18 protein-coding genes are annotated in these 20596 nt (G+C 70.9%); 2 read left to right on the forward strand and 16 right to left on the reverse strand.

Translation table 11 applies throughout. From position 1 onward, the window contains the following. Positions 1 to 221 precede the first annotated feature (221 nt). The 9 genes from Q5722_RS04375 to Q5722_RS04415 form a co-directional block, all read right to left on the reverse strand. On the reverse strand, positions 222 to 1958 hold the full coding sequence (locus tag Q5722_RS04375; protein WP_305026992.1) for a GMC oxidoreductase: 1737 nt from the start codon (positions 1956 to 1958) through the stop codon (positions 222 to 224). Further along, positions 1955 to 3583 (reverse strand): succinic semialdehyde dehydrogenase, encoded by a 1629-nt coding sequence (locus Q5722_RS04380; RefSeq protein WP_305026993.1) that lies wholly within the window; start codon positions 3581 to 3583, stop codon positions 1955 to 1957. Before Q5722_RS04380 ends, Q5722_RS04375 begins: the two co-directional genes overlap by 4 nt. Before the next feature lie 98 nt (positions 3584 to 3681). Continuing rightward, the gene (locus tag Q5722_RS04385; RefSeq protein WP_305026994.1) at positions 3682 to 5403 is read right to left on the reverse strand and encodes a glycerol-3-phosphate dehydrogenase/oxidase; all 1722 of its coding nucleotides are present in this window, start codon (positions 5401 to 5403) and stop codon (positions 3682 to 3684) included. A 71-nt stretch (positions 5404 to 5474) separates the two neighbouring features. Then, positions 5475 to 6584, reverse strand: coding sequence for a GuaB3 family IMP dehydrogenase-related protein (locus tag Q5722_RS04390; protein ID WP_305026995.1), 1110 nt, complete (start codon positions 6582 to 6584; stop codon positions 5475 to 5477). Positions 6585 to 6628: 44 nt separating this feature from the next. Further along, a complete protein-coding gene (locus Q5722_RS04395; RefSeq protein ID WP_305026996.1) occupies positions 6629 to 8395 on the reverse strand; it encodes a hydroxysqualene dehydroxylase in 1767 nt (588 codons plus the stop codon). Between the two features lie 100 nt (positions 8396 to 8495). Then, the gene (locus Q5722_RS04400) at positions 8496 to 8888 is read right to left on the reverse strand and encodes an RNA-binding S4 domain-containing protein (protein ID WP_305026997.1); all 393 of its coding nucleotides are present in this window, start codon (positions 8886 to 8888) and stop codon (positions 8496 to 8498) included. Between the two features lie 115 nt (positions 8889 to 9003). After that, positions 9004 to 10506 carry an IMP dehydrogenase gene (gene guaB, locus Q5722_RS04405; protein ID WP_305026998.1) on the reverse strand — a complete coding sequence of 501 codons (1503 nt, stop codon included), beginning with the start codon at positions 10504 to 10506 and terminating at the stop codon, positions 9004 to 9006. Between the two features lie 91 nt (positions 10507 to 10597). Beyond that, positions 10598 to 11479, reverse strand: a complete 882-nt coding sequence (locus Q5722_RS04410; protein ID WP_305026999.1) for a GNAT family N-acetyltransferase — start codon at positions 11477 to 11479, stop codon at positions 10598 to 10600. A gap of 138 nt (positions 11480 to 11617) precedes the next feature. Next, positions 11618 to 12529, reverse strand: coding sequence for a sterol desaturase family protein (locus Q5722_RS04415; RefSeq protein WP_305027000.1), 912 nt, complete (start codon positions 12527 to 12529; stop codon positions 11618 to 11620). A 113-nt stretch (positions 12530 to 12642) separates the two neighbouring features. On the opposite strand from Q5722_RS04415, the gene Q5722_RS04420 reads away from it, so the two are divergent. Next, positions 12643 to 13293: a TetR/AcrR family transcriptional regulator gene (locus Q5722_RS04420; protein WP_305027001.1), complete on the forward strand. Its 651-nt coding sequence runs from the start codon at positions 12643 to 12645 to the stop codon at positions 13291 to 13293. Positions 13294 to 13361: 68 nt separating this feature from the next. Here the strand turns inward: Q5722_RS04420 and Q5722_RS04425 are convergent, their stop codons facing one another. From Q5722_RS04425 to Q5722_RS04455, 7 genes are all read right to left on the reverse strand, one after another. Further along, positions 13362 to 14537 carry a sensor histidine kinase gene (locus Q5722_RS04425; RefSeq protein ID WP_305027002.1) on the reverse strand — a complete coding sequence of 392 codons (1176 nt, stop codon included), beginning with the start codon at positions 14535 to 14537 and terminating at the stop codon, positions 13362 to 13364. Positions 14538 to 14695: 158 nt separating this feature from the next. After that, on the reverse strand, positions 14696 to 16333 hold the full coding sequence (gene groL, locus Q5722_RS04430; protein WP_305027003.1) for a chaperonin GroEL: 1638 nt from the start codon (positions 16331 to 16333) through the stop codon (positions 14696 to 14698). Continuing rightward, positions 16333 to 16626 carry a co-chaperone GroES gene (groES, locus tag Q5722_RS04435; RefSeq protein WP_305027004.1) on the reverse strand — a complete coding sequence of 98 codons (294 nt, stop codon included), beginning with the start codon at positions 16624 to 16626 and terminating at the stop codon, positions 16333 to 16335. Before groES ends, groL begins: the two co-directional genes overlap by 1 nt. Before the next feature lie 179 nt (positions 16627 to 16805). Further along, positions 16806 to 17372 (reverse strand): thermonuclease family protein, encoded by a 567-nt coding sequence (locus Q5722_RS04440; protein WP_305028331.1) that lies wholly within the window; start codon positions 17370 to 17372, stop codon positions 16806 to 16808. A 53-nt stretch (positions 17373 to 17425) separates the two neighbouring features. After that, positions 17426 to 17944 carry a hypothetical protein gene (locus tag Q5722_RS04445; RefSeq protein ID WP_305027005.1) on the reverse strand — a complete coding sequence of 173 codons (519 nt, stop codon included), beginning with the start codon at positions 17942 to 17944 and terminating at the stop codon, positions 17426 to 17428. 27 nt (positions 17945 to 17971) lie between these two features. Beyond that, on the reverse strand, positions 17972 to 19126 hold the full coding sequence (gene rlmC / locus Q5722_RS04450) for a 23S rRNA (uracil(747)-C(5))-methyltransferase RlmC (RefSeq protein WP_305027006.1): 1155 nt from the start codon (positions 19124 to 19126) through the stop codon (positions 17972 to 17974). After that, entirely contained in the window at positions 19123 to 19551 is a 429-nt protein-coding gene (locus Q5722_RS04455) for a homing endonuclease associated repeat-containing protein (protein ID WP_305027007.1), read from the reverse strand. Before Q5722_RS04455 ends, rlmC begins: the two co-directional genes overlap by 4 nt. Positions 19552 to 19609: 58 nt before the next feature. On the opposite strand from Q5722_RS04455, the gene Q5722_RS04460 reads away from it, so the two are divergent. Next, positions 19610 to 20596 carry a TolB-like translocation protein gene (locus tag Q5722_RS04460; protein WP_305027008.1) on the forward strand — a complete coding sequence of 329 codons (987 nt, stop codon included), beginning with the start codon at positions 19610 to 19612 and terminating at the stop codon, positions 20594 to 20596.

Raw genomic sequence — 20596 nt, forward strand, 5'->3', positions numbered from 1 at the left:
ACCCCGCCGGGGAGGGAGGGTGGCGGGGTCCTGGCCATCCACGCTTTCGTGGAACAGCGCGGACATGGGACCCGGCATGGGAGGGAGCAAGACTCTCCGGGCCCACTTCGTGCAACGAACCCTCCCCGGACGCGTTACGGCCCGGCCCCGAAAGTTTCGGGACCGGGCCGTCACGGTGGTGCGCGTGTGGCGCAGGGGGCGTGGGTGGCGTCACGCCACCGTCAGCTGATGCCCACGATCGGCAGCCGCAGCGCTGCGGGAGCAGCCTCGGGGACGACCGGGTTCTTCGGCTGGACCGGCTCGATCCGGCGGTAGGCCTCACCCTGGGCGGGGCGGGTGTCCGCCTCGCCCTTGTTGGGCCAGAACGAGAGGGCGCGCTCGGCCTGGGCGGTGATCGTCAGCGACGGGTTCACACCGAGGTTCGCCGAGATCGTCGAGCCGTCCATGATGTGCAGGCCCTCGTAGCCGTACATCCGGTGGAACGGGTCGACCACGCCGGTCTCCGGCGAGTCGCCGATCGTGCAGCCGCCGATGAAGTGCGCCGTCAGCGGCACGTTGAACGGCTCGCCGATGGTGCCGCCCGCGACGCCGTTCATGTTGTCCGCCATCTGGCGCGCGGCCTCGTTCGCGACCGGGATCCACGTCGGGTTCTCGCCGCCGTGACCCTGCTTCGAGGTCATGAAGGAGCCGCCACCGGGCAGCTTCACCCGACGCGTCGTGATCGAGTTGTCGAGGGTCTGCATGACCAGCAGGATCACCACCCGCTCGGACCAGTGCTTGACGTCGTACAGGTTGGAGACGTTCTTCGGGTTGAGCCAGAGCTTGGCGTAGTCCTTCGCCCATCGGCCGAAGCGGCCGGGGCCACCGTCGGAGAGCACCGTCTGCATGAGCGACATGGCATTGGAGCCCTTGCCGTAGCGGACCGGCTCGATGTGGGTGACCTCGTCGGGGTGCCACGAGGAGGTGATCGCGACGCCGTCGGTGAAGTCGACGTCGGCTCCCCGCTCGGAGATGACACCGAGGATCGACTCCGAGTTGGTGCGCGTGAGCACGCCGAGGCGGTCGGAGACCTTGGGCAGCGAGCCCTCGTCCTTGAGCTTGTGCAGCAGCTTCTGGGTGCCCAGCGCGGCGGCGGCGAAGATGACGTGGTCGGCCGTGAAGGTCTTGACCGCGGTCTTGCGCGACAGCTTCGCCTTGGTCCAGCGGGCGGTGACGGTGTAGCCGCCGCCCACCTTCGGGCGGACGTCGGTGACGGTGGTCAGCGGGTGCACCTCGGCGCCGGCCTGCTCGGCCAGGTAGAGGTAGTTCTTCACCAGCGTGTTCTTGGCACCGTGGCGGCAGCCGGTCATGCACTCGCCGCAGTTGGTGCACGTCGTACGCCGCGGGCCGGCGCCGCCGAAGTACGGGTCCTCGACCTCCTTGCCGCCGTCGCGACCGTCCTCGCCGCCGAACAGGACACCCACCGGGGTCATGTGCAGCGAGTCGGCCGTGCCGAACTGCGCGGCCACCTTCGCGACCTCGCGGTCCGAGGCGGTCTCGACCGGGTTGATGACGACGCCGAGCATGCGCTTGGCCTGGTCGTAGTAGGGCGCCAGCTCCGACTTCCAGTCGGTGATGTGCGCCCAGGAGCGGTCCTTGTAGAACGCGTCGAGCGGTTCGTAGAGCGTGTTGGCGTAGACCAGCGAGCCACCGCCGACGCCCGCGCCGGCGAGGATCAGGCAGTCCTTGACCATGTCGATGCGCTGGATGCCGTAGGCGCCGATCGCGGGGTTGAAGAGGAACTTCTTCAGGTCCCAGGAGTTCTTGGCGAAGTCCTCGTCGCGGAAGCGGGCACCCGCCTCCAGCACGCCGACCTTGTAGCCCTTCTCGGTCAGGCGCAGCGCCGAGACCGAGCCGCCGAAGCCGGAGCCGATGACCAGGACGTCGTAGTGCTGGCCACCCGTCACCTGGCCGCTCACGAGGTGCGACCGAACTTCGCGAGGAGCTTCTCGTTGAACGTCGAGATCGCTGCGAACTGCTTGTTGCTCAGCGGGCCGAACGCCGCGAGCGGCATGACCCGCTGCGTGCCGACGGACTGCACCTCGGTGTAGCGGTGGATGCCCTCGGCGCCCTGGCGGCGGCCGAGGCCCGACTCACGCATGCCGCCCATCGGAGCCTCGAGCGAGCCGAACGTGGCGCCGTACGCCTCGTTGACGTTGACCGTGCCCGCCTTGATCTCGCGGGCGATGGCGCGGCCGCGCTTGGCGTCCTTGGTCCAGACCGACGCGTTGAGGCCGTAGCAGCCCTCGTTGGCGAGCGCGATCGCCTCGGTCTCCTCGTGGAAGCGGTAGATCGAGATGACCGGACCGAAGGTCTCGTTGGCGTAGATGTCCATCTCGGGGGTGACGCCCTCGAGGATCGTCGGCTCGAGGAAGTACGGCGCGATGTCCGGGCGGTGCTTGCCTCCGGTGAGCACCGTGGCGCCCTTGGCCTTGGCGTCCTCGATGTGGGCGAGAGCGGTGTCGAGCTGGTCCTGCGAGATGAGCGAGCCCATGTCGATGGCCCAGTCCTGGCCGGCGCCCAGGGTCATCGCCTCGGTGCGGGCGACGAAGCGGCCCACGAAGCGGTCGTAGATCGCGTCGGCGACGAACATGCGCTCGGTCGAGACGCAGAGCTGGCCCGCGTTGGAGTACGTCGCGCGAACCGCACCCTCCGCGGCACGCTCGATGTTGGCGTCCTCGAGGATCAGGATCGGGTTCTTGCCACCGAGCTCGAGCGAGCAGTTGATGAGGCGCTCGGCACAGCCCGCGGCGACGCGCTTGCCGGTCGCGGTGGAGCCGGTGAAGCAGATGTAGTCGGCCCGCTCGATGAGCGCGGTGCCGACCTTCGAGCCGGGGCCCGCGACCGGGATCCACAGGTCCTCGGGGAAGCCGGCCTCGCGGAGCAGCTTCACACCGACGAGCGCGGTCAGCATGGTCTGGCTGTCGGCCTTGGCGACCACGGCGTTGCCGGCCATGAGCGCCGGGATGCCGTCGGACATCGCCATCGTGAACGGGTAGTTCCACGGCGAGATGATGCCGACGACGCCCTTGGGCACGCGGTTGAGGTCGATGCGGGTCAGGGCCGGCAGGACGCCCTGACGGCGCTGGGTGTCGAGGTGGCGGTGGGCACTGCGCGCGTAGTACCGCGCGGTCAGCGCGACGTGGTAGACCTCGTTGTAGGCGTCGCGACGGGCCTTCGCGGACTCCCAGACGGCGATGTCCATGATCTCGTCGGCGTTGGCCAGCACGAGGTCGTGGAAGCGCATGAGGATCGCGGCGCGCTCGTCGATCGAGGTGCGAGCCCACTTCGCCTGCGCGGCGCGCGCGCGGGCGAAGGCCGTGTCGACATCGTCGATCGACGACTGCGGGATGACACCGAGCGGCTGGCCGTTGATCGGCGAGACCGACGGGACCCCGTCGCCGGAGGTCGCCAGCAGCTGACCGGTCAGCGAGGCGACGTACTGCGGGTCGAGGGCGTAGGAGCCCTCGATGTTGTGCTCGGGGTCGTGCGGGCCCTCGACGGTGCCGCTCTTGTCGGCCGGCTCGTTGTTGCGTGCGCTCATGGGTCGAGAGTAGGCGACACGTTGTCTCATTAACCAGCGTTCAACAGGTGTGAGACTTGACACTCGGCCCCGTGATGTCAACCGGAGAGTGACACTCCTCAGATGAGGTCGGGCAGGCTCACGCGCGCCTCGTCGGCTTCCTGGTCGGTCATCATCTTCTGGCTCTGGCGCTCGGCCGCCACGCGCCGCCGGTAGTGGTCGACCTCGGCAGCCAGGCGCTCCTCGGTCCAGCCCAGGAGCTCCCCGATGAGGCGGGCCGCTTCCGGGGCGGCACCCACTCCCCGGTCGAAGGTCTCGATCGAGATCCGGGTACGCCGGACCAGCACGTCGTCGAGGTGGCGCGCACCCTCGTGGGTCACCGCGTGGACCACCTCGGCGGCCAGGTAGTCCTCCGCACCGGCGAGCGGAGCCGAGAGCTCCGGACGGTCCGCGACCAGGTCGAGGACGTCGTCGATCCGCCCGCCGTAGCGGCCGAGCAGGTGGTCGATCCGGGCCAGGTGCAGGCCACTGCGGCGAGCCAGCATGACCCGCTGGTTGGCGCGGGTCTCGTAGCCATCGGCGCCGACCAGTGGCACGCGGTCGGTGATCGAGTCGCGCACCATCGGCGACCCGCCGCTGCGCAGCGAGTGGCTCGCGGCGTCGACGGCGTCGCGCGCCATCACCCGGTACGTCGTCAGCTTGCCGCCGGCGATCATCACCAGGCCCGGCACGGGCGTGACCACGGTGTGCTCGCGGCTGATCCGGCTGGTCGGCTCGGACTCGCCGGAGAGCAGCGGCCGCAGACCGGCGTACACGCCCTCGACGTCCTCGTGGTCGAGCGGCTCCCGCAGGATCCGGTTGACGTGCTCGAGCACGTAGTCGATGTCGGCACGGCTCGCGGCCGGGTGCGCCCGGTCGAGGTCCCAGGCGGTGTCGGTGGTGCCGATGATCCAGTGGCGGCCCCACGGGATGACGAAGAGCACGCTGGTCTCGGTGCGCACGATGAAGCCGGACTCGGAGCGGATGCGGTCGCGCGGCACGACGATGTGGATGCCCTTGCTCGCCTTGACGTGGAGCGAGCCGCGGCCGCCGACGAGGCCCTGGATCTCGTCGGTCCAGACACCAGCGGCGTTGACGACGACGCGGGCCCGGATCTCCAGGTCGCGCCCCGTCTCGAGGTCACGCGCCCGCACGCCGATCACGCGCTCGCCCTCGCGGAGGAACCCCGTCACCTTCGTGCGGGTCGCGATGTGGGCTCCGTGCTGGGCGGCGGTGCGGGCGACCGTCAGCACCAGCCGCGCGTCGTCGACCTGCGCGTCCCAGTACTGGATCGCGCCGGCGAGCCGCTCCGCCTTGAAGTCGGGGGCGACGCGGGCGACGCCCTTGCGCGTGAGGTGGCGGTGTCGCGGCAGCCCGGCGTCGTGGCCACCGACGCGGGCCATGGTGTCGTAGAGCGCGAGGCCGGCTCCGACGTACCCGCGCTCCCACCCGCGGTGGGTCAGCGGGTAGAGGAACGGGACCGGCTTCACCAGGTGCGGTGCGAGCTTGGTCAGCAGCAGGCCCCGCTCGGTCAGTGCCTCGCGGACGAGGCCGAAGTCCATCATCTCGAGATAGCGCAGCCCGCCGTGGACCAGCTTCGAGCTGCGGCTCGAGGTGCCGGATGCCAGGTCGCGCTGCTCGAGCAGCCCGACCGTGAGGCCGCGGGTGACCGCATCGAGCGCAGCGCCTGCTCCCGTGATGCCCCCGCCGACGACGAGGACGTCGACCTCGTTGCCGGGCGTGCCCAGCTGCTGGAGCGCGGTCTCCCGCGCCTGTGGACTCAACGCGCTCGCGTTACCCATGCCCCATGTCTACCTCCCCTGCCCCGCGCGGGGACAGGAATGGCGCGCCGACAGGGCAGTTCGGCTGCGATTCAGCTCTCGACGACGATCTCCACGCGCTGGAACTCCTTGAGCTCCGTGTAGCCGGTCGTGGCCATCGAGCGCTTGAGGGCGCCGATGAGGTTCATCGTGCCGTCGGCGACACGGGACGGGCCGAAGAGGATCTCCTCGATCGTGCCGACCGTGCCGAACTCGACGCGCTCGCCACGCGGCAGGTCTGCGTGGTGCGCCTCCGTGCCCCAGTGGAAGCCGGCGCCGGGCGCGTCGGAAGCACGGGCGAACGGCGAGCCCACCATGACGGCGTCGGCACCACAGGCGATCGCCTTGGAGATGTCGCCCGAGCGGCCGATCGAGCCGTCGGCGATCACGTGGACGTAGCGGCCGCCGGACTCGTCGAGGTAGTCACGACGAGCCGCGGCGACATCGGCGACGGCCGAGGCCATGGGCACGGCGACACCCAGCACCGTGCGCGTGGTGTGCGCGGCACCGCCGCCGAAGCCCACGAGCACGCCGGCGGCACCGGTGCGCATCAGGTGCAGGGCAGCGGTGTACGTCGCGCAGCCACCGACGATGACCGGCACGTCCAGCTCGTAGATGAACTCCTTGAGGTTCAGCGGCTCGGCCTGGCTCGAGACGTGCTCGGCGGAGACGGTGGTGCCGCGGATGACGAACATGTCGACGCCGGCGTCGACGACGCACTTGGCGAACTCCTTGGTCCGCTGCGGCGAGAGGGAGCCGGCGACGGTCACACCGGACTCGCGGATCTCCCGGAGGCGCGCGGTGATGAGCTCGGGCTTGATCGGCTCGGCGTAGATCTCCTGCATGCGGCGGGTCGCGTCGAGCCCACGCAGGCCGGCGACCTCCTCGAGCAGGGACGTCGGGTCCTCGTAGCGGGTCCAGAGGCCCTCGAGGTTGAGGACGCCCAGGCCGCCCAGCTTGCCCAGGGCGATGGCGGTCGACGGCGACATGACCGAGTCCATCGGCGCGGCGACGACCGGGAGGTCGAAGCGGTAGGCGTCGATCTGCCAGGCGACGCTGACCTCCTCGGGATCGCGCGTACGCCGCGAGGGCACGATCGCGATGTCGTCGAAGGAGTACGCGCGGCGAGCACGCTTGGCGCGGCCGATCTCGATCTCAGTCACGGTCGCAGTCTAGTGGCGACCGGCGCGCTCCCCCGACCTGCTGCTCACCGACCCACGTCGAAGACGTTCTTCTGGCCCAGCCTGTAGCGCGCCGCGTCGACGACCTTGAAGGCCTCCCACTCGACCGGGCGGTACATCGGCATGATCTTCGCGCGCGTCGCGGTCGACCCCGACGCCGCGAGGATCGCGTTGGCGGCGGTGCGGCCCGACTCGTTGGCGCCCTCCATCGTCGCGAGGTCGATGTTGGTGCGCACGTAGTCGCCGGCGAGGAAGAAGTTGGGGATCCGCGTGGTCGAGGTCGGACGGTCCTTCCACGAGTCGACGGTGTTGACCAGCAGTGGCTCCTCGTTGGTGTTGGAGCCCGTGGAGGGGTGGAACCGGATGCCCGGGTCGAGGTGCCACGAGTGCACGATGTCGTCGGGCAGCACCGAGTCGCCGGTGTCCTCGAGCGCCGCCTTCATCTGCGCCCACGCCTCGTCGAAGATCTCCTGGCGCGTGCACTCCTTCGCGGTCTTGCCGTAGAGGATGCCCGGCGTCGTCCAGTCGGAGATGTCGATGGAGAGGCAGTCGACCGCGGTGCCGTCGCCGTACGTCGCGGCGAAGTCCTTCTCCCAGAACTGCCCCTGCGTGAGGCCCGTGATGGACCACGGCGAATCGAGGAACGCGATGTGACCCCGGGTGATCTCGACCTTCCGCTTGAGGAAGATCTGCAGGCCGTTCATCCAGTCCGTGTAGAGGTTGTGCAGGCGGGCCAGGGACGGGTCGAGGGCGAGGACCGGCGCCGTGAGCAGGCGGGCGACCCGCTCGACGGGCATCGCGCTGACGTACCAGTCAGCCGTGATCGTGAACGCCGTGCCGTCTGCGCGTCGCGCCCGGGCACCACTGATGCGGCCGCTGCCGACGGTGAGGCCGGTGACGGTCGCGCCGGTCACGAAGCGGACGCCCTTCTGGCGCAGCAACCCCACCCACGGGTCGATCCACACCTCGTTCGTCGGCCCGTCGAGGACCTGGTCCGCGTGGCCGGTCGTCCCCAGGCCGGCGAGCGCGTAGATGAACGCCTCCGCCATGTTGCCGATCGTGCGCGTGCTGGCGATCTCCTCCTTCGCCGCGACGAGGGCGCGGGTCAGGCCTCGCGCCGCGACGTTCTGGTACTCCTTCGAGCGCGTCGCGGCACCGACGAAGTCCCACCACGACGTCTTCTCCCACTCACCCATGCGGCGCGCGTCGCAGCTCGAGAGGTAGACCACCAGGCGCGAGGCGAAGTACGCCGCCTCGTCGGGCATGATGCCCTCCCGGCTGAGCCACTCGTCGACGACGAGCCGCTCGACCGCCGCCGGGGTCATCAGGTCGCGCGGGTCCGGCAGGAAGCCGAAGAACTGCTGGTCGTTGCGCCCGCCCGACCGCGGGAAGTACGGGATCGGCGCCGCGACCAGGTTGTCCTTCACACCGTTCCTGTTGGCCGCGAACGGGATCCGCGTCATGGTGTCGGGGATGTGCTTGTAGAAGCCGGGGAAGAAGCGGAAGCCGTGCTCGCCCGGAAGGGGCAGGCGACCGCCCGCGGCGGTCCCCGCGACCGGGATGCTGCGCGCCTTGCCGCCGAGCGCGTTGCGCTCGTAGACGGTGACCTCGTAGCCCCGCTCCACCAGCTCGAACGCCGCCGACAGGCCGGCCATGCCGCCGCCGAGGACGGCGACCTTCCTGCGCTCGACGGCCAGGGCCGGGGACATCGGGCCCAGTGCCACACCGGCGGCGGCGACAGCCGCCGATCCACCGAGGACGCTACGACGGGTGACCTGCTTCGACGTGTTCACATCGATGACAACGGCAGTAGTCGCCGGAGGTGACGGCTCTCCCGCGCGCAGCCGACCGGGTCGGCCCCGTGCAACGGCAAGGACGCGCGTGACAGGCGGGTCAGCGGCCGCGCAGCTGGTCGAGCTCGCGGCGTTCGCGCTTGGTGGGTCGACCGGCGCCCCGCTCCCGCGCGAAGACCGGCGCGGCCCGCTCCTCCCGGGGCGGGAGCGCGGGCGTGCGGTCCTCGTACGCCAGCGCCGCGAGTGGCGCACCCACGCGCTTGACCAGCAACTGCTTCACGATGAGGACGTGCTCGCGGGCGCCTCCGGGAAAGGTCACCGTGACGCGGACCTCGTCACCGATCTTGACCGGCTGCGACGCCTTGGCCCGCACGCCGTTGATCCGGATGTGGCCCGCCTTCGCACCGGCGGTCGCCTGCGACCGGCTCTTGTAGAGCCGTACCGCCCAGCACCACGCGTCCGCCCGGACGGTGCCGCCACTCCCCTCGCTCATGCGCCGAATCTAGTCCGCACGCGCGCCCCGCCTGCGCGAACCCGCACGCAGGCGTACGACCGCGAGGCCCGGCCCACCCACAGGTGGACCGGGCCTCGCGGACGACGTGGCAGCGTCAGCGCGCCGAGTAGTTGGGCGCCTCGACCGTCATCTCGATGTGGTGCGGGTGGCTCTCCTTCAGCGACGCCGAGGTGATCCGGATGAACTGACCCTTGGCCTGCAGGTCCGGAACCGTGCGCGCGCCGACGTAGAACATCGACTGCTGGAGGCCGCCGACGAGCTGGTGCGTGACGGCGGAGAGCGGACCACGGTAGGCGACGCGGCCCTCGACGCCCTCGGGCACGATCTTGTCGTCGCTGGTGACCTCGGCCTGGAAGTAGCGGTCCTTCGAGTACGACTTCTTGCCGCGCGAGGACATCGCCCCGAGCGAGCCCATGCCGCGGTAGGCCTTGAACTGCTTGCCCTGGTGGAAGACGATCTCGCCGGGCGACTCCTCCGTGCCGGCCAGCATGGAGCCGATCATGACCGTCGACGCACCGGCGACGAGCGCCTTGGCGATGTCGCCGGACTGCTGGAGGCCACCATCCGCGATGACCGGCACACCGGCCGGGGTCGCGGCGAGGGACGCCTCGTACACCGCGGTCACCTGCGGGACGCCACAGCCCGTGACCACGCGGGTGGTGCAGATGGAGCCGGGACCGAAGCCGACCTTGACCGCGTCGGCACCGGCGTCGACGAAGGCCTGCGCGCCGGCCCGGGTCGCGACGTTGCCGCCGATGACCTGGACGTGCCGGGTCGCGGGGTCGTTCTTCAGCTTGCGGACCATGTCGAGCAGGAGGTGCACGTGGCCGTGCGCGGTGTCGGCGACGAGCACGTCGACACCGGCCTCGACGAGGGTGGTCGCGCGCTCCCAGGCGTCACCGAAGTAACCGACGGCGGCACCGACGAGGAGGCGTCCGTCGCCGTCGCGCGAGGCGTCGGGGAACTGCTCACCCTTGACGAAGTCCTTGACCGTGATCAGGCCGGCGAGCTTGCCGTTGTCGTCGACGAGCGGAAGGCGCTCGAGCTTGTGCTTGCGCAGCAGCAGGGTCGCGTCGTCACGGGAGATGCCCGCCGGGCCCGTGATGAGCGGCATGCGGGTCATGACTTCGTCGACCTTGGTCGTGACCCACTCGGCGACCGGCGTGAAGCGCAGGTCGCGGTTGGTGATGATGCCGACGAGGTTGTTGTCGGTGTCGACGACCGGGAGGCCGGACACGCGGTACTCACCGCAGATCGCGTCGAGCTGCTCGAGCGTCTTGTCGGCGGTGATCGTCACCGGGTTGGAGATGATGCCGGTCTGGGTCCGCTTGACCAGGTCGACCTGGTAGGCCTGCTCCTCGGTCGACAGGTTGCGGTGCAGGATGCCGATGCCGCCCTGACGCGCCATGGCGATCGCCATGCGCGACTCGGTGACGGTGTCCATCGCCGCGGAGATCAGCGGAACCTTCAGCGAGATCTCGCGGGTGAGCTTCGAGGTGGTGTCGATGTCGGCCGGGTTGAGGTCCGACTCCCCCGGCAGCAGCAGGACGTCGTCGTACGTGAGGCCGAGTGCGGCGAACTTGTCGGGGAGCTCCATTGCGCCATTCTAGAGGGCGGCCGGAGCCGGTACGACACCGGCCGGCAGCTACGGACAGCCCCCGGCCGCCCGCTCGCGGACGGTCGTCGGGTCAGGCCGGGACCGGCTTGAGGTCACGCAGCGGCACCCGCACCGTGAGCGTCTCCGACGCCATCCGGATCCGGCCCCGCAGGCCCGCCGCGAGGACCATCGGCAGCACGGCCTCGTTGTCCGTGCTGGTGGTCATCACGATCTCGGTGGCCTGCCTCGTCACAGCGACGCGCGCCGCCTCCCGCAGGAGGCGACGACCCACGCCGTGGCGCTGCCACGCCGGGTCGACGCGCAGGGACAGCTCGAGCACGCCGGGCTCCTCGCTGAGCCTCAGCCTGGCCCAGCCGACGGTCACGCCGTCCAGCGTCGCCTCGACACCGTTGATGGTGGTCGAGAGCTGTGCGTCGCCGGAGACACGGACCGGGGCCGTCACCACGGGCTTGCCCCGCATGCGGTCCATCTGGTCGGCGACGAGGTCCGCGAGCGCGGCGCCGCGCGCGATCTCGGTCGGCGTGAACGGAGCGGCGCGCCGGATCTGCACGTCGACGTCACCCACGGTGAGCTCCATGACGTCCTGCTCCACGCCGTCGGGACCACGGTCGGCCTCGGCGTCGAAGAGCTTGGCCACCACGTCCGGGAACGACGCCGGGTGGCCGGCGATCGCGCGGGCCGCACGCACGTAGCGCGTGGGCTGGTCGACCAGGGCGTTCTCCGTGCAGCGGACGGCGGACGCACCGGTGCCACCGGACCGCTCGACGAGCCGTGCGAGGTCGGCCTCGCTCCACCCTGACGGCGTACGCAGGATGAGCTCGTCGGTCACCGTGTCGACGCCGGGGAAGATCTGCAGGCCGAGGATGTTCACGCCGGAGTCGCCGAAGTTCTGCGCAAGGACTGCGAGCGTTCCGGGCTGGTCCGGAAGGGTGGCGCGGACTCTCCACAGCATGACGATCTCCCTCAGGTCGACGGTGCTTCAGGACCTACGGTGACAGTGCGGGATTGCCGCGCCGGGTCGGGAATGTTTCGCCCGTGCAAACGTCACGACGGAGCCCTCCGCCACGGCGCGCGCCCGGCGGCCGCCGACTCAGGCAGCGGGCTGCTTCTCGGCCTCGGCCTGCTCGGCCGGCGCCCACCCCGGAGGGCCCCACACGTAGCCCCAGCGGTCACGCCAGGTCGCTGCGCCCCACACCTGGCGCAGCAGGACACCGAAGGCGGCGTACTCGAGCTTGAAGGTGTTGTAGGTGTCGACCTTGTAGGTCAGGCCGTACGTGGGGCGCTGGATCTCCTCCTGGAACGTGCCGAACATGCGGTCCCAGATGATGAGGATGCCGGCGTAGTTGCGGTCGAGGTAGATCTCGTCGGACCCGTGGTGCACGCGGTGGTGCGAGGGGGTGTTGAAGACGAACTCGAACCCGCGCGGCAGCTTGCCGATCAGCTCGGTGTGCGTGAAGAACTGCCAGACCAGGTTGACGCTGAAGCAGACGTAGAGGGTCCACGGCGCGAAGCCGAGGAGCGGCAGCGGCAGGAAGAAGACGAGGTCGAACCAGGGGTTCCACTTCTGCCGGAGCGCCGTGCCGAAGTTCATGTACTCGCTGGAGTGGTGCGACTGGTGAGCGGCCCAGCCGATGTTGTGCTCGTGCACGAAGCGGTGCGTGCAGTAGAAGGCGAGGTCGAGCGCGAGCATCGCCGCGACCCAATAGGCGACGCTGCCGGTCCCCCACTGGAAGGGTGCCACGTTGAGGTAGACCCACTGGTAGAGGAAGAAGGTCAGCACCTTGAAGAGGGTCAGCCAGAAGATCGAGCCGAGGCCCATCGAGATCGAGGCCCAGAAGTCGCGCGAGAGGTAGCCCGTGCGCGGCTTCCCGCCCGAGGCGACCCCGTCGTCGTCGAGCCAGGTCATCGCCGCGATCTCAAGGACGATCGACAGCAGGAAGAACGGGATGGCACAGGCCACCGGGTTGTGCTGCAGCGAGAGCACCTGGTCGAGGTCGTACATGGGTTCTCCGGGTTCTGGCCAGACAGGTGTCGGCCGCAGGGGCGTTCCTGTCGATCTATATGACTCTTGAGTAAGTTAACTCCGGGTCATATGCCATGTCTAGACTCTGCTCCGTGAGCAGCGCCACCCGCACCCCGCGCCCCAACGCCGGCACGAAGGGCGTTGCGCGCCCCGAGCGCGAGGCCCAGATCATCGAGGCCGGCTGTCGGCTCTTCGGCGAGCGGGGCTACATCGGGACCTCGGTGGCCGACGTAGCCGAGGCCGCGGGCATCTCGAAGCCGCTCATCTACAACTACTTCGGCTCCAAGGACGGGCTCCACGTCGCCTGCGTCCAGCACGCCTCGGCGGCGCTGGTCAGCGAGATCGAGCGCACGGCCGCGTCGGGCGCGGTCGGCTTCGCCCGCGCCGCCCTCACCCTCGACGGCATGTTCCGCCTGCTCGAGCCCCGGCCATGGCTCTGGCGGGTGGTCTTCGACGCCACCGCTCCCCGCGGGGGCGAGGCGCAGGTCTGGCTCGCCGAGCACGAGCGCCGCATCGTCGACTTCGGCCGCGAGGGCGTCGCCGAGATGATGCACCTCTCGGGCAACCACGACGACCTCGACATCGACGCGATGCGGGCCGCCTGGGAGTCGATCTTCCGCTCCCTGGTGACGTGGTGGCTCGACCACCCCGGCGACTCCCCCGAGGAGATGACGCAGCGCTGCCTGCGGATCTTCACCACCGTCTTCGGCGAGCTCGACCTCAGCGGTACGCCGCTCTCCTGATCGCCTGAGACCGTCGCCCGCGAGGGAGCCCGGAGGCCGGCGGCCTGCGTCAGCAGGCCGCGCGGACCTCAGGCGGCGTGCGGCAGGGAGAGGTAGAACGACGCACCCGCCCCGACCCGGCCCTCGGCACGGATGGTGCCGCCGTGCAGCTCCACGATCCGCGCCACCGAGGCCAGGCCCAGCCCGGTGCCGGGGAACTCCCGGCTGTCGTGCAACCGCGTCAGCGGACGGAACAGGTCCTCGGTGCGCCGCGGGTCGAAGCCCGCGCCGTTGTCGGCGACCACGAAGGTGTCCTGACGTGGCCCCACGGACGTGCGGGCCAGCCGGATCCGCGGGGAGTCCTGGCGACCGGTGTACTTGAAGGCGTTGTCCAGCAGGTTGCGCAGCATCAGGTCGGCCATGACGGGGTCCAGGTGGGCCCGCAGCCCGTCCTCGATGTCCAGGTCGACCGAGCGCCCGGCGCTGCGTACCAGCGGCTGCGCGATCTCCCCCGCCAGAGCCGTCAGGTCGATCTGCTCGGGCCGCAGCTCGGCGTGCGTGATCCGGTAGACAGCGAGCATCCGGTCGATCTGCGCGTCCAGCCGCTGGCCGGATCGCAGGATGGTCCGGGCCAGCTCCCGGACCGACTCGGGGTCCGCCTCGTCGACCAGCAGCTCGGCGCAGCCGAGCATCGCGAAGAGCGGGTTGCGGAGGTCGTGCACGAGCGTGTGGACGGCCGACTCGAGGTGGTCGCGCTCGGCGACCCGGCGTACGACGGCGCCCCGGAGCTCGAGGTTCTCCAGCGCGACGGCCGCGCTGCCGGCCAGGACCTCGACCAGGCGGACCTGCTCGGGCGACGGCGTGTGCGGCTCGCTCCAGTACGCCCCCAGCGCGCCGATGGGATCCTCGGAGCGGATCGGCACCATCGCCATGCTCTTCACGAACGTCGGCCGGTAGGCATCGTGCGGCACCCGGTCGTCGAGGTAGATGTCGGGGATGACCGCGGGCTCGCCGTGGAGCATCGCCCAGCCGCTGACGCAGGCGCTGAGCGGGAAGCGCGAGCCCTTCCAGAGCGGACCGACCGCGTCCTCGTCGGCGTAGAAGCACTTCGCGTCCTCGCACAGCACGAACGTCGCCCCGTCGGCCTCCATGAGGTCGCGCACGGCGGCTGCGACGATCGCGGTCACGCGCTCGACGGAGTCGGCGGTCGAGAGCTGCTCGACCACCGTGGTCAGCAGCTGTCCGGTCACAGCAGGGTCCTTCACGGCGCCAAGCCTAGGCAGCACACCCCGACCCGGGCGTCCGCCTTTCGTAGGGGATCCGCATGGCCCGGCCGGACCATGCCCGTAGGACGTAGGTCCCGGAGAAGCCGACGAGGCGCCGCCCCACCGGGGAGCGACGCCTCGTCGTCGTGCCGTGTCGGTCAGTGACCGTGGCCGTGGCCGTGCCCGTGGCCGGCGGCCTCGGGCTCCTCCTCGACCGGCTTGTCAGCGACCAGCGTCTCCGTCGTCAGCAGCATGGCTGCGATGGAGGTGGCGTTGACCAGCGCCGAGCGGGTGACCTTGACCGGGTCGAGGACGCCCTGGGCGACCAGGTCGCCGTACTCGCCGGTCGCGGCGTTGAAGCCGTACGCCGGGCCGTTGGCCTCGCCACCGTCGCGGACCTTGGTGGTCACGACGTAGCCGTTCTCGCCACCGTTCTCGGCGATCCAGCGCAGCGGCTCGTCGGCGGCCTTGCGCACGATGCGCACGCCGACCGCCTCGTCGCCCTCGAGGCCGAGGTCGTCAGCGAGGACCGAGACCGCGTGGATGAGCGCCGAGCCACCGCCGGAGACGATGCCCTCCTCGATCGCGGCGCGCGTCGCGGAGACGGCGTCCTCGATCCGGTGCTTCTTCTCCTTGAGCTCGACCTCGGTCGCGGCACCCACCTTGATGACGCAGACGCCGCCGGCCAGCTTGGCCAGGCGCTCCTGCAGCTTCTCGGTGTCCCAGTCGGAGTCCGACTTCTCGATCTCCATCTTGATCTGGTGCACGCGGGCCTCGACGGCGGCGGCGTCGCCGGCGCCCTCGACGATCGTCGTGTTGTCCTTGGTCGCCACGACGCGGCGAGCGCGCCCGAGGACCTCGAGACCGATCTGGTCGAGCTTGAGGCCGACCTCCGGGGCGACGACCTGACCACCGGTCAGGATCGCGATGTCCTGGAGGATCGCCTTGCGGCGGTCACCGAAGCCGGCGGGCTTGACCACGAGCGCGTTGAACGTGCCGCGGATCTTGTTGACCACCAGCGTCGACAGCGCCTCGCCCTCGACGTCCTCGGCGATGATGACCAGCGGCTTGCCGGTCTGCATGACCTTCTCGAGGACCGGCAGGAGCTCCTGGATCGAGGAGATCTTGCCCTGGTTGATGAGGATGTAGGCGTCGTCGAGGACGGCCTCCATGCGCTCCGGGTCGGTCACGAAGTAGGGGGACGTGAAGCCCTTGTCCCACTGCATGCCCTCGGTGAACTCCAGCTCGGTGCCCATGGTGTTGGACTCGTCGACGGTGATGACGCCGTCCTTGCCGACCTTGTCGAAGGCGTCGGCGAGAAGCTCGCCGATGTGGCTGTCACGCGACGAGATCGTCGCGACGTTGGCCATGTCGTCCTTCGAGTCGACCTCACGGGCAGCCGCGAGCAGCGCCTCGGAGACCTTGGCGGCCGCGGCGTCCATGCCGCGCTTGAGGCCCATGGGGTTGGCACCGGCCGCGACGGCCCGGAGGCCCTCGTGCACCATCGCCTGCGCCAGGACCGTCGCCGTGGTGGTGCCGTCACCGGCCACGTCGTTGGTCTTGGTCGCGACCTCCTTGGTGAGCTGCGCACCGAGGTTCTCGAACGGGTCGTCGAGCTCGACCTCACGCGCGACGGTCACGCCGTCGTTGGTGATGGTCGGGGCGCCCCACTTCTTGTCCAGGACGACGTAGCGGCCCTTCGGGCCGAGCGTCACCTTGACGGCGTTGGCGAGGGCGTCGACGCCACGCTCGAGGGAGCGGCGCGCGTCCTCGTCGAACGCGAGGATCTTCGGCATCAGCCGATGACCGCGAGGATGTCGCGGGCGCTCAGGATGAGGTACTCGCCGCCCTGGTACTTGACCTCGGTGCCGCCGTACTTCGAGTAGATGACCTTGTCGCCGACGGCCACGTCGAGCGGGACGCGGTTGCCGTTGTCGTCGATGCGACCCGGACCGATGGCCAGGACCTCGCCCTCCTGGGGCTTCTCCTTGGCGGTGTCCGGGATGACCAGGCCGGAGGCGGTGGTCTGCTCGGCCTCGACCTGCTTGACGATGATGCGGTCCTCGAGGGGCTTGATGTTGATCGACACGGTCGACCTCCACTTTCCACGTTGTGCCGGATGCCGGCGGGCGGGCGCCCGCGGCGAAGTCTTCGCCTGCGATCCAGAGCGCCGTCGCGGGGGTCGCACCGTGTCGCAAGCGTTGGCACACTCACTACGAGAGTGCCAGCGCCGACGTTAGCACTCGACCAAACCGAGTGCCAGCGCCCTCAGGGAGTGGAGGGGCAGCGCGTCCACAGGCCGCGCCCCGCCGCACGGGCGGCAGCCTCGGCGGAACGCATGCGGGCGAGGTGCCGGTCGTTGGGACGGAAGAAGAGGACCCGGGCCAGACCGCGGCGTACGAGGGCCTCGTTGACGAAGACGCCGTGCGCGTTCCACACGTAGCCGAGGGTACGTCCGTAGCGGTCGTGGAGCTCCCGGTCGGTCTGGACCCAGGCCGTGCTCCCCCGTGGCAGCAGCCGCTCGGTGGCGGCGGTCGCCCGGAGGGCGAGGCACTGCACGGGCAGGTCGGGGTCCTTGGACTCCGGGGTGTCGATCTCGAGCAGCCGGACGTGGGTGTCGACCTGCAGTGGCAGCGCCCCGCGGCGTACGGCCCGGAGGGTGACCGTGTCCCCGTCGGTGACCCAGCGGACCACCACGCGCTGCGCGTCGGTCGGGCGGCGGAGGCCGCCGCCCGGCGGGGGCGTACTGGCGGACGACGGGTTGGGTCCGGTCGTGACCGGTCGACCGACGAGATCACCGCCGGGAGAGGCGCAGCCCCCGACGAGCGCGAGCATCGCCACGACCGCGCAGGGCACGGCGCGCAGCGCCGTCTGGCCCGGGCCGAGGGTCAGCAGAGGCCGAGGCTGTGCTTGATCGGACCGCACTGCGTCGGCGAGTCGGTGGGCGACGGGCTGGGCGACGTGGTCGACCCACCCCCGCCCGAGGTGCCACCCCCGCCCGAGGTCCCACCGGAGGTGCCGCCCGAGGTGCCGCCGCCGCCCGAGGTGCCGCCGGACGTGCCGCCCGAGGAGGACGTCGGCTTGATGGTGCGGGTCGGGCCGGCCGGGGCGGTCAGGTCCGCGGCCGGGTCCTCGTCGGTGGCGAGCAGCTCGGAGGACAGGTCGCTGGGCATCGTGGCCAGCGCACCGGTCGGGGTCGGCTTCGGGTGCTTGCTGCCCTTCGGCAGCTTCGCGTCGACGCTGGTGGACGGGGCGTCGTCACCGAGCTGGTAGATCGTCTGCGCGCCCGGGATCTTGCTGAACGGGGAGCTGGGGTCGCCAGCCGTCAGCTTGATGCCGACGATCGCGAGCAGCAGCACGAACGGAACGGCTGCGAGCACCCGCCATGCGGTCTGACCCCTGTTCATGGCGGACATTGTGCCAGCCGTACCGGCTCAGTGCCGTGTGAGATGAGTGACCACCTCGTAGTGACCCGTGTGCGGGAACATGTCGAGCAGCCGCGCCCGGACCGGCCGCAGCGAGGGCATCGCGGCGAGGTCGCGCGCGAGCGACAGGGCGTTGCAGCTGGAGTAGACGACGTCGCGCACCGGCGACGCCTCGAGGGCCGCCGCCAGCGGACCGATGCCGCGCCGGGGCGGGTTCACGACGACGAGGTCGGCCGTCGGGAGCAGCGCGTCCATCGTCGTGGCGTCACCGGCCTCGAAACGCGCCCCGGACAGCCCCATCTCCTCCGCCGTACGCCGCGCGGCAGCCACGGCGTCCTCGCTGATCTCGATGCCGGTCACGACGGGCGACGACGCGCCACGGGCCGCGTGCAGCGCGAAGCCGCCGACCCCGCAGTAGAGGTCGAGCACGCGCCCCGGCGCCACGTCCTCGACCCACTCGGTCGCCTGGGCGTAGAGCGCGGCGGCGACGCCGGTGTTGGTCTGGAAGAAGCCCTGGGGCCGGAGGTGGAGGGGCAGGCCGTTGAGCCGCATCGTGAGCGTGGACCCGTGCAGGACGATCTCGCGCTCGCCCTCGAGCACGGCCTTGTGCGCCGGCTGCAGGTTGAGGCTGACGACCGCCGCGGCCGGCAGCGCCTCGAGGAGCCACGGGAGGTGCTTGCGGATCCGGGCCACCGGCTCCTGGGAGCGCAGCACGAAGCGCACCATCAGCTCGCTGTCCGGCGACTCGGTGACGATGACGTGCTTGAGCTCTCCCCGCCGGGACCCCAGGTCGTAGGGCGCGAGGTCCGCCCGCGCGATGAAGGCGGCGAGCACCTCCATGGCGGCCACGATGCCCGGCGTGTGGAGCGCACAGTCCCGCAGGTCGATGCCGGCCAGCCCGGCCAGTGCGGCCTGCGACCCGGCGGGGGCCAGGATGCCGAGGACCGGCGCCGTGCTCGTGCCGGTCACGACCATCTTCGCCTTGTTGCGGAAGCCCGACTCGGCACTGGCGACCGGCGGCAGCCACTCCACGCCGCCCGCCACGGGGTCGAGCAGGGCCCGGACGGCCGCCTGCTTGGCTGCCAGCTGGTCGGCGTACGGCGTGGGGAGCAGGGCGCAGGAGCCGCACCTGCCCGCGTCGAAGTGGTGGCAGGAGAGGCTCACGCACCGGCCCCTTCGACGGGGAGCGGGTACGCCGCGAGGGCGCGCGCCTTGAGCTCGTTCCACTTCGGCTCCCGCTGGCGGAGCGTCGGCCCGCTCGGGACACTCTCCTGTCCGCGCGCCCAGGCGACGTAGCCGGCGTAGCTGCCCGATCCCGGATCCTCGGCGAGGTAGCGCGCCACGACGGCCAGGACGTCGTCGTCGCTCCAGCGCCGCGACGTGGACCGGGTCTTGTTGGTCGCGACCCCGGCAGCGGCACACGCCCCGACCCACGAGCCGAAGCGGCGGATCACCAGCGTGCTCGACGCGGCCGGGTGCGACGCGCGCCAGGCGTCGTACGCCCCGACGGCGAGCGGCTCGCCCAGCTCCTCGGCTGCAGCACGCAGACCGGCGGCGATGGTCTCGTCGGAGAAGGTCGGGGTGCGCACCCCTGCATTCTCCCCGATCAGGCGGCCCGACGGTGCCTCGCGCCCGTAGGCTTCACATGTGAGCAGGAGCGATGCCGTCCGCAGGAGGGGGACGTTCCGCGCCCTCCTCATGCTGGCGCTGGTGGCTGCCATCGTGCTTCCCGTCGTCGGGCTGCGCGTGCTGGCGAAGGACTCCCCCGAAGCCGTGTCCCGGACCGGCAGCGTGACCCTGACACCGGGGCACCGCCTGCTCTACGTCGTCGACGGCCACGTCGCCTCGCTGTCCCTCACCGGCACCGCCATCTCCCTGCACGGGACCCCGGTCGTCTCCGACCTCCTCTGCGCCCGCGTGTACGCCGCCCACGGCACCGGTCTCTGCCTCCGCAAGATCAACGCGGTCGCATGGTCCGCGACCGTCCTGGACCGCGACCTCCAGGCCACCACGACCTGGCCGATGGCCGGCGAGCCGGCCCTCGCCCGGGTCTCCCCCAGCGGTCGGATGGTCGCCTGGACCGCCCTGACCAGGGGCAGCTCCCTCAGCGGCTCGTTCTCGGCCGTCACCTCGGTGGTCGACACCTCCACGGGCACGCAGGTCGAGGACCTCGCGGCGTACACCGTGACGAAGGGCAAGCACGGCCCGAGACTGCACGGCACCCAGGTGTGGGGCGTGACCTTCGTCGACGACGACCGGTTCTATGCCACCGTCAGCCACGACGGCACCCGCTACCTCGCCGTCGGCAGCATCCACGACCGCACGCTGCGGACGATCGCGGAGGACGTCACCAACCCGGCGGTCTCCCCCGACGGCAGGCGGGTCGCCTTCGTGCGTCCCGGCGTCGGCGAGCGCGGACGCGGCCTGCTCGCGGTGATGAACCTCCGTACGCACGGCACCGTCGAGTTCGGCGAGCAGCGCGGCGTCGTGGACCAGCCGATCTGGATCGACGCGCGCACGATCGGCTACGTCGTCCGGGACGACGCGGGCAGGAGCTCCATCTGGTCGACACCGCTCGGCGGCGGCACCCCGGAGCTGCTGGTCGACGACGCCCAGTCTCCCAGCCCGCTCTGA

This window comes from Nocardioides jiangxiensis, from assembly GCF_030580915.1.
GTDB classification, from domain to species: Bacteria; Actinomycetota; Actinomycetes; order Propionibacteriales; family Nocardioidaceae; genus Nocardioides; species Nocardioides jiangxiensis.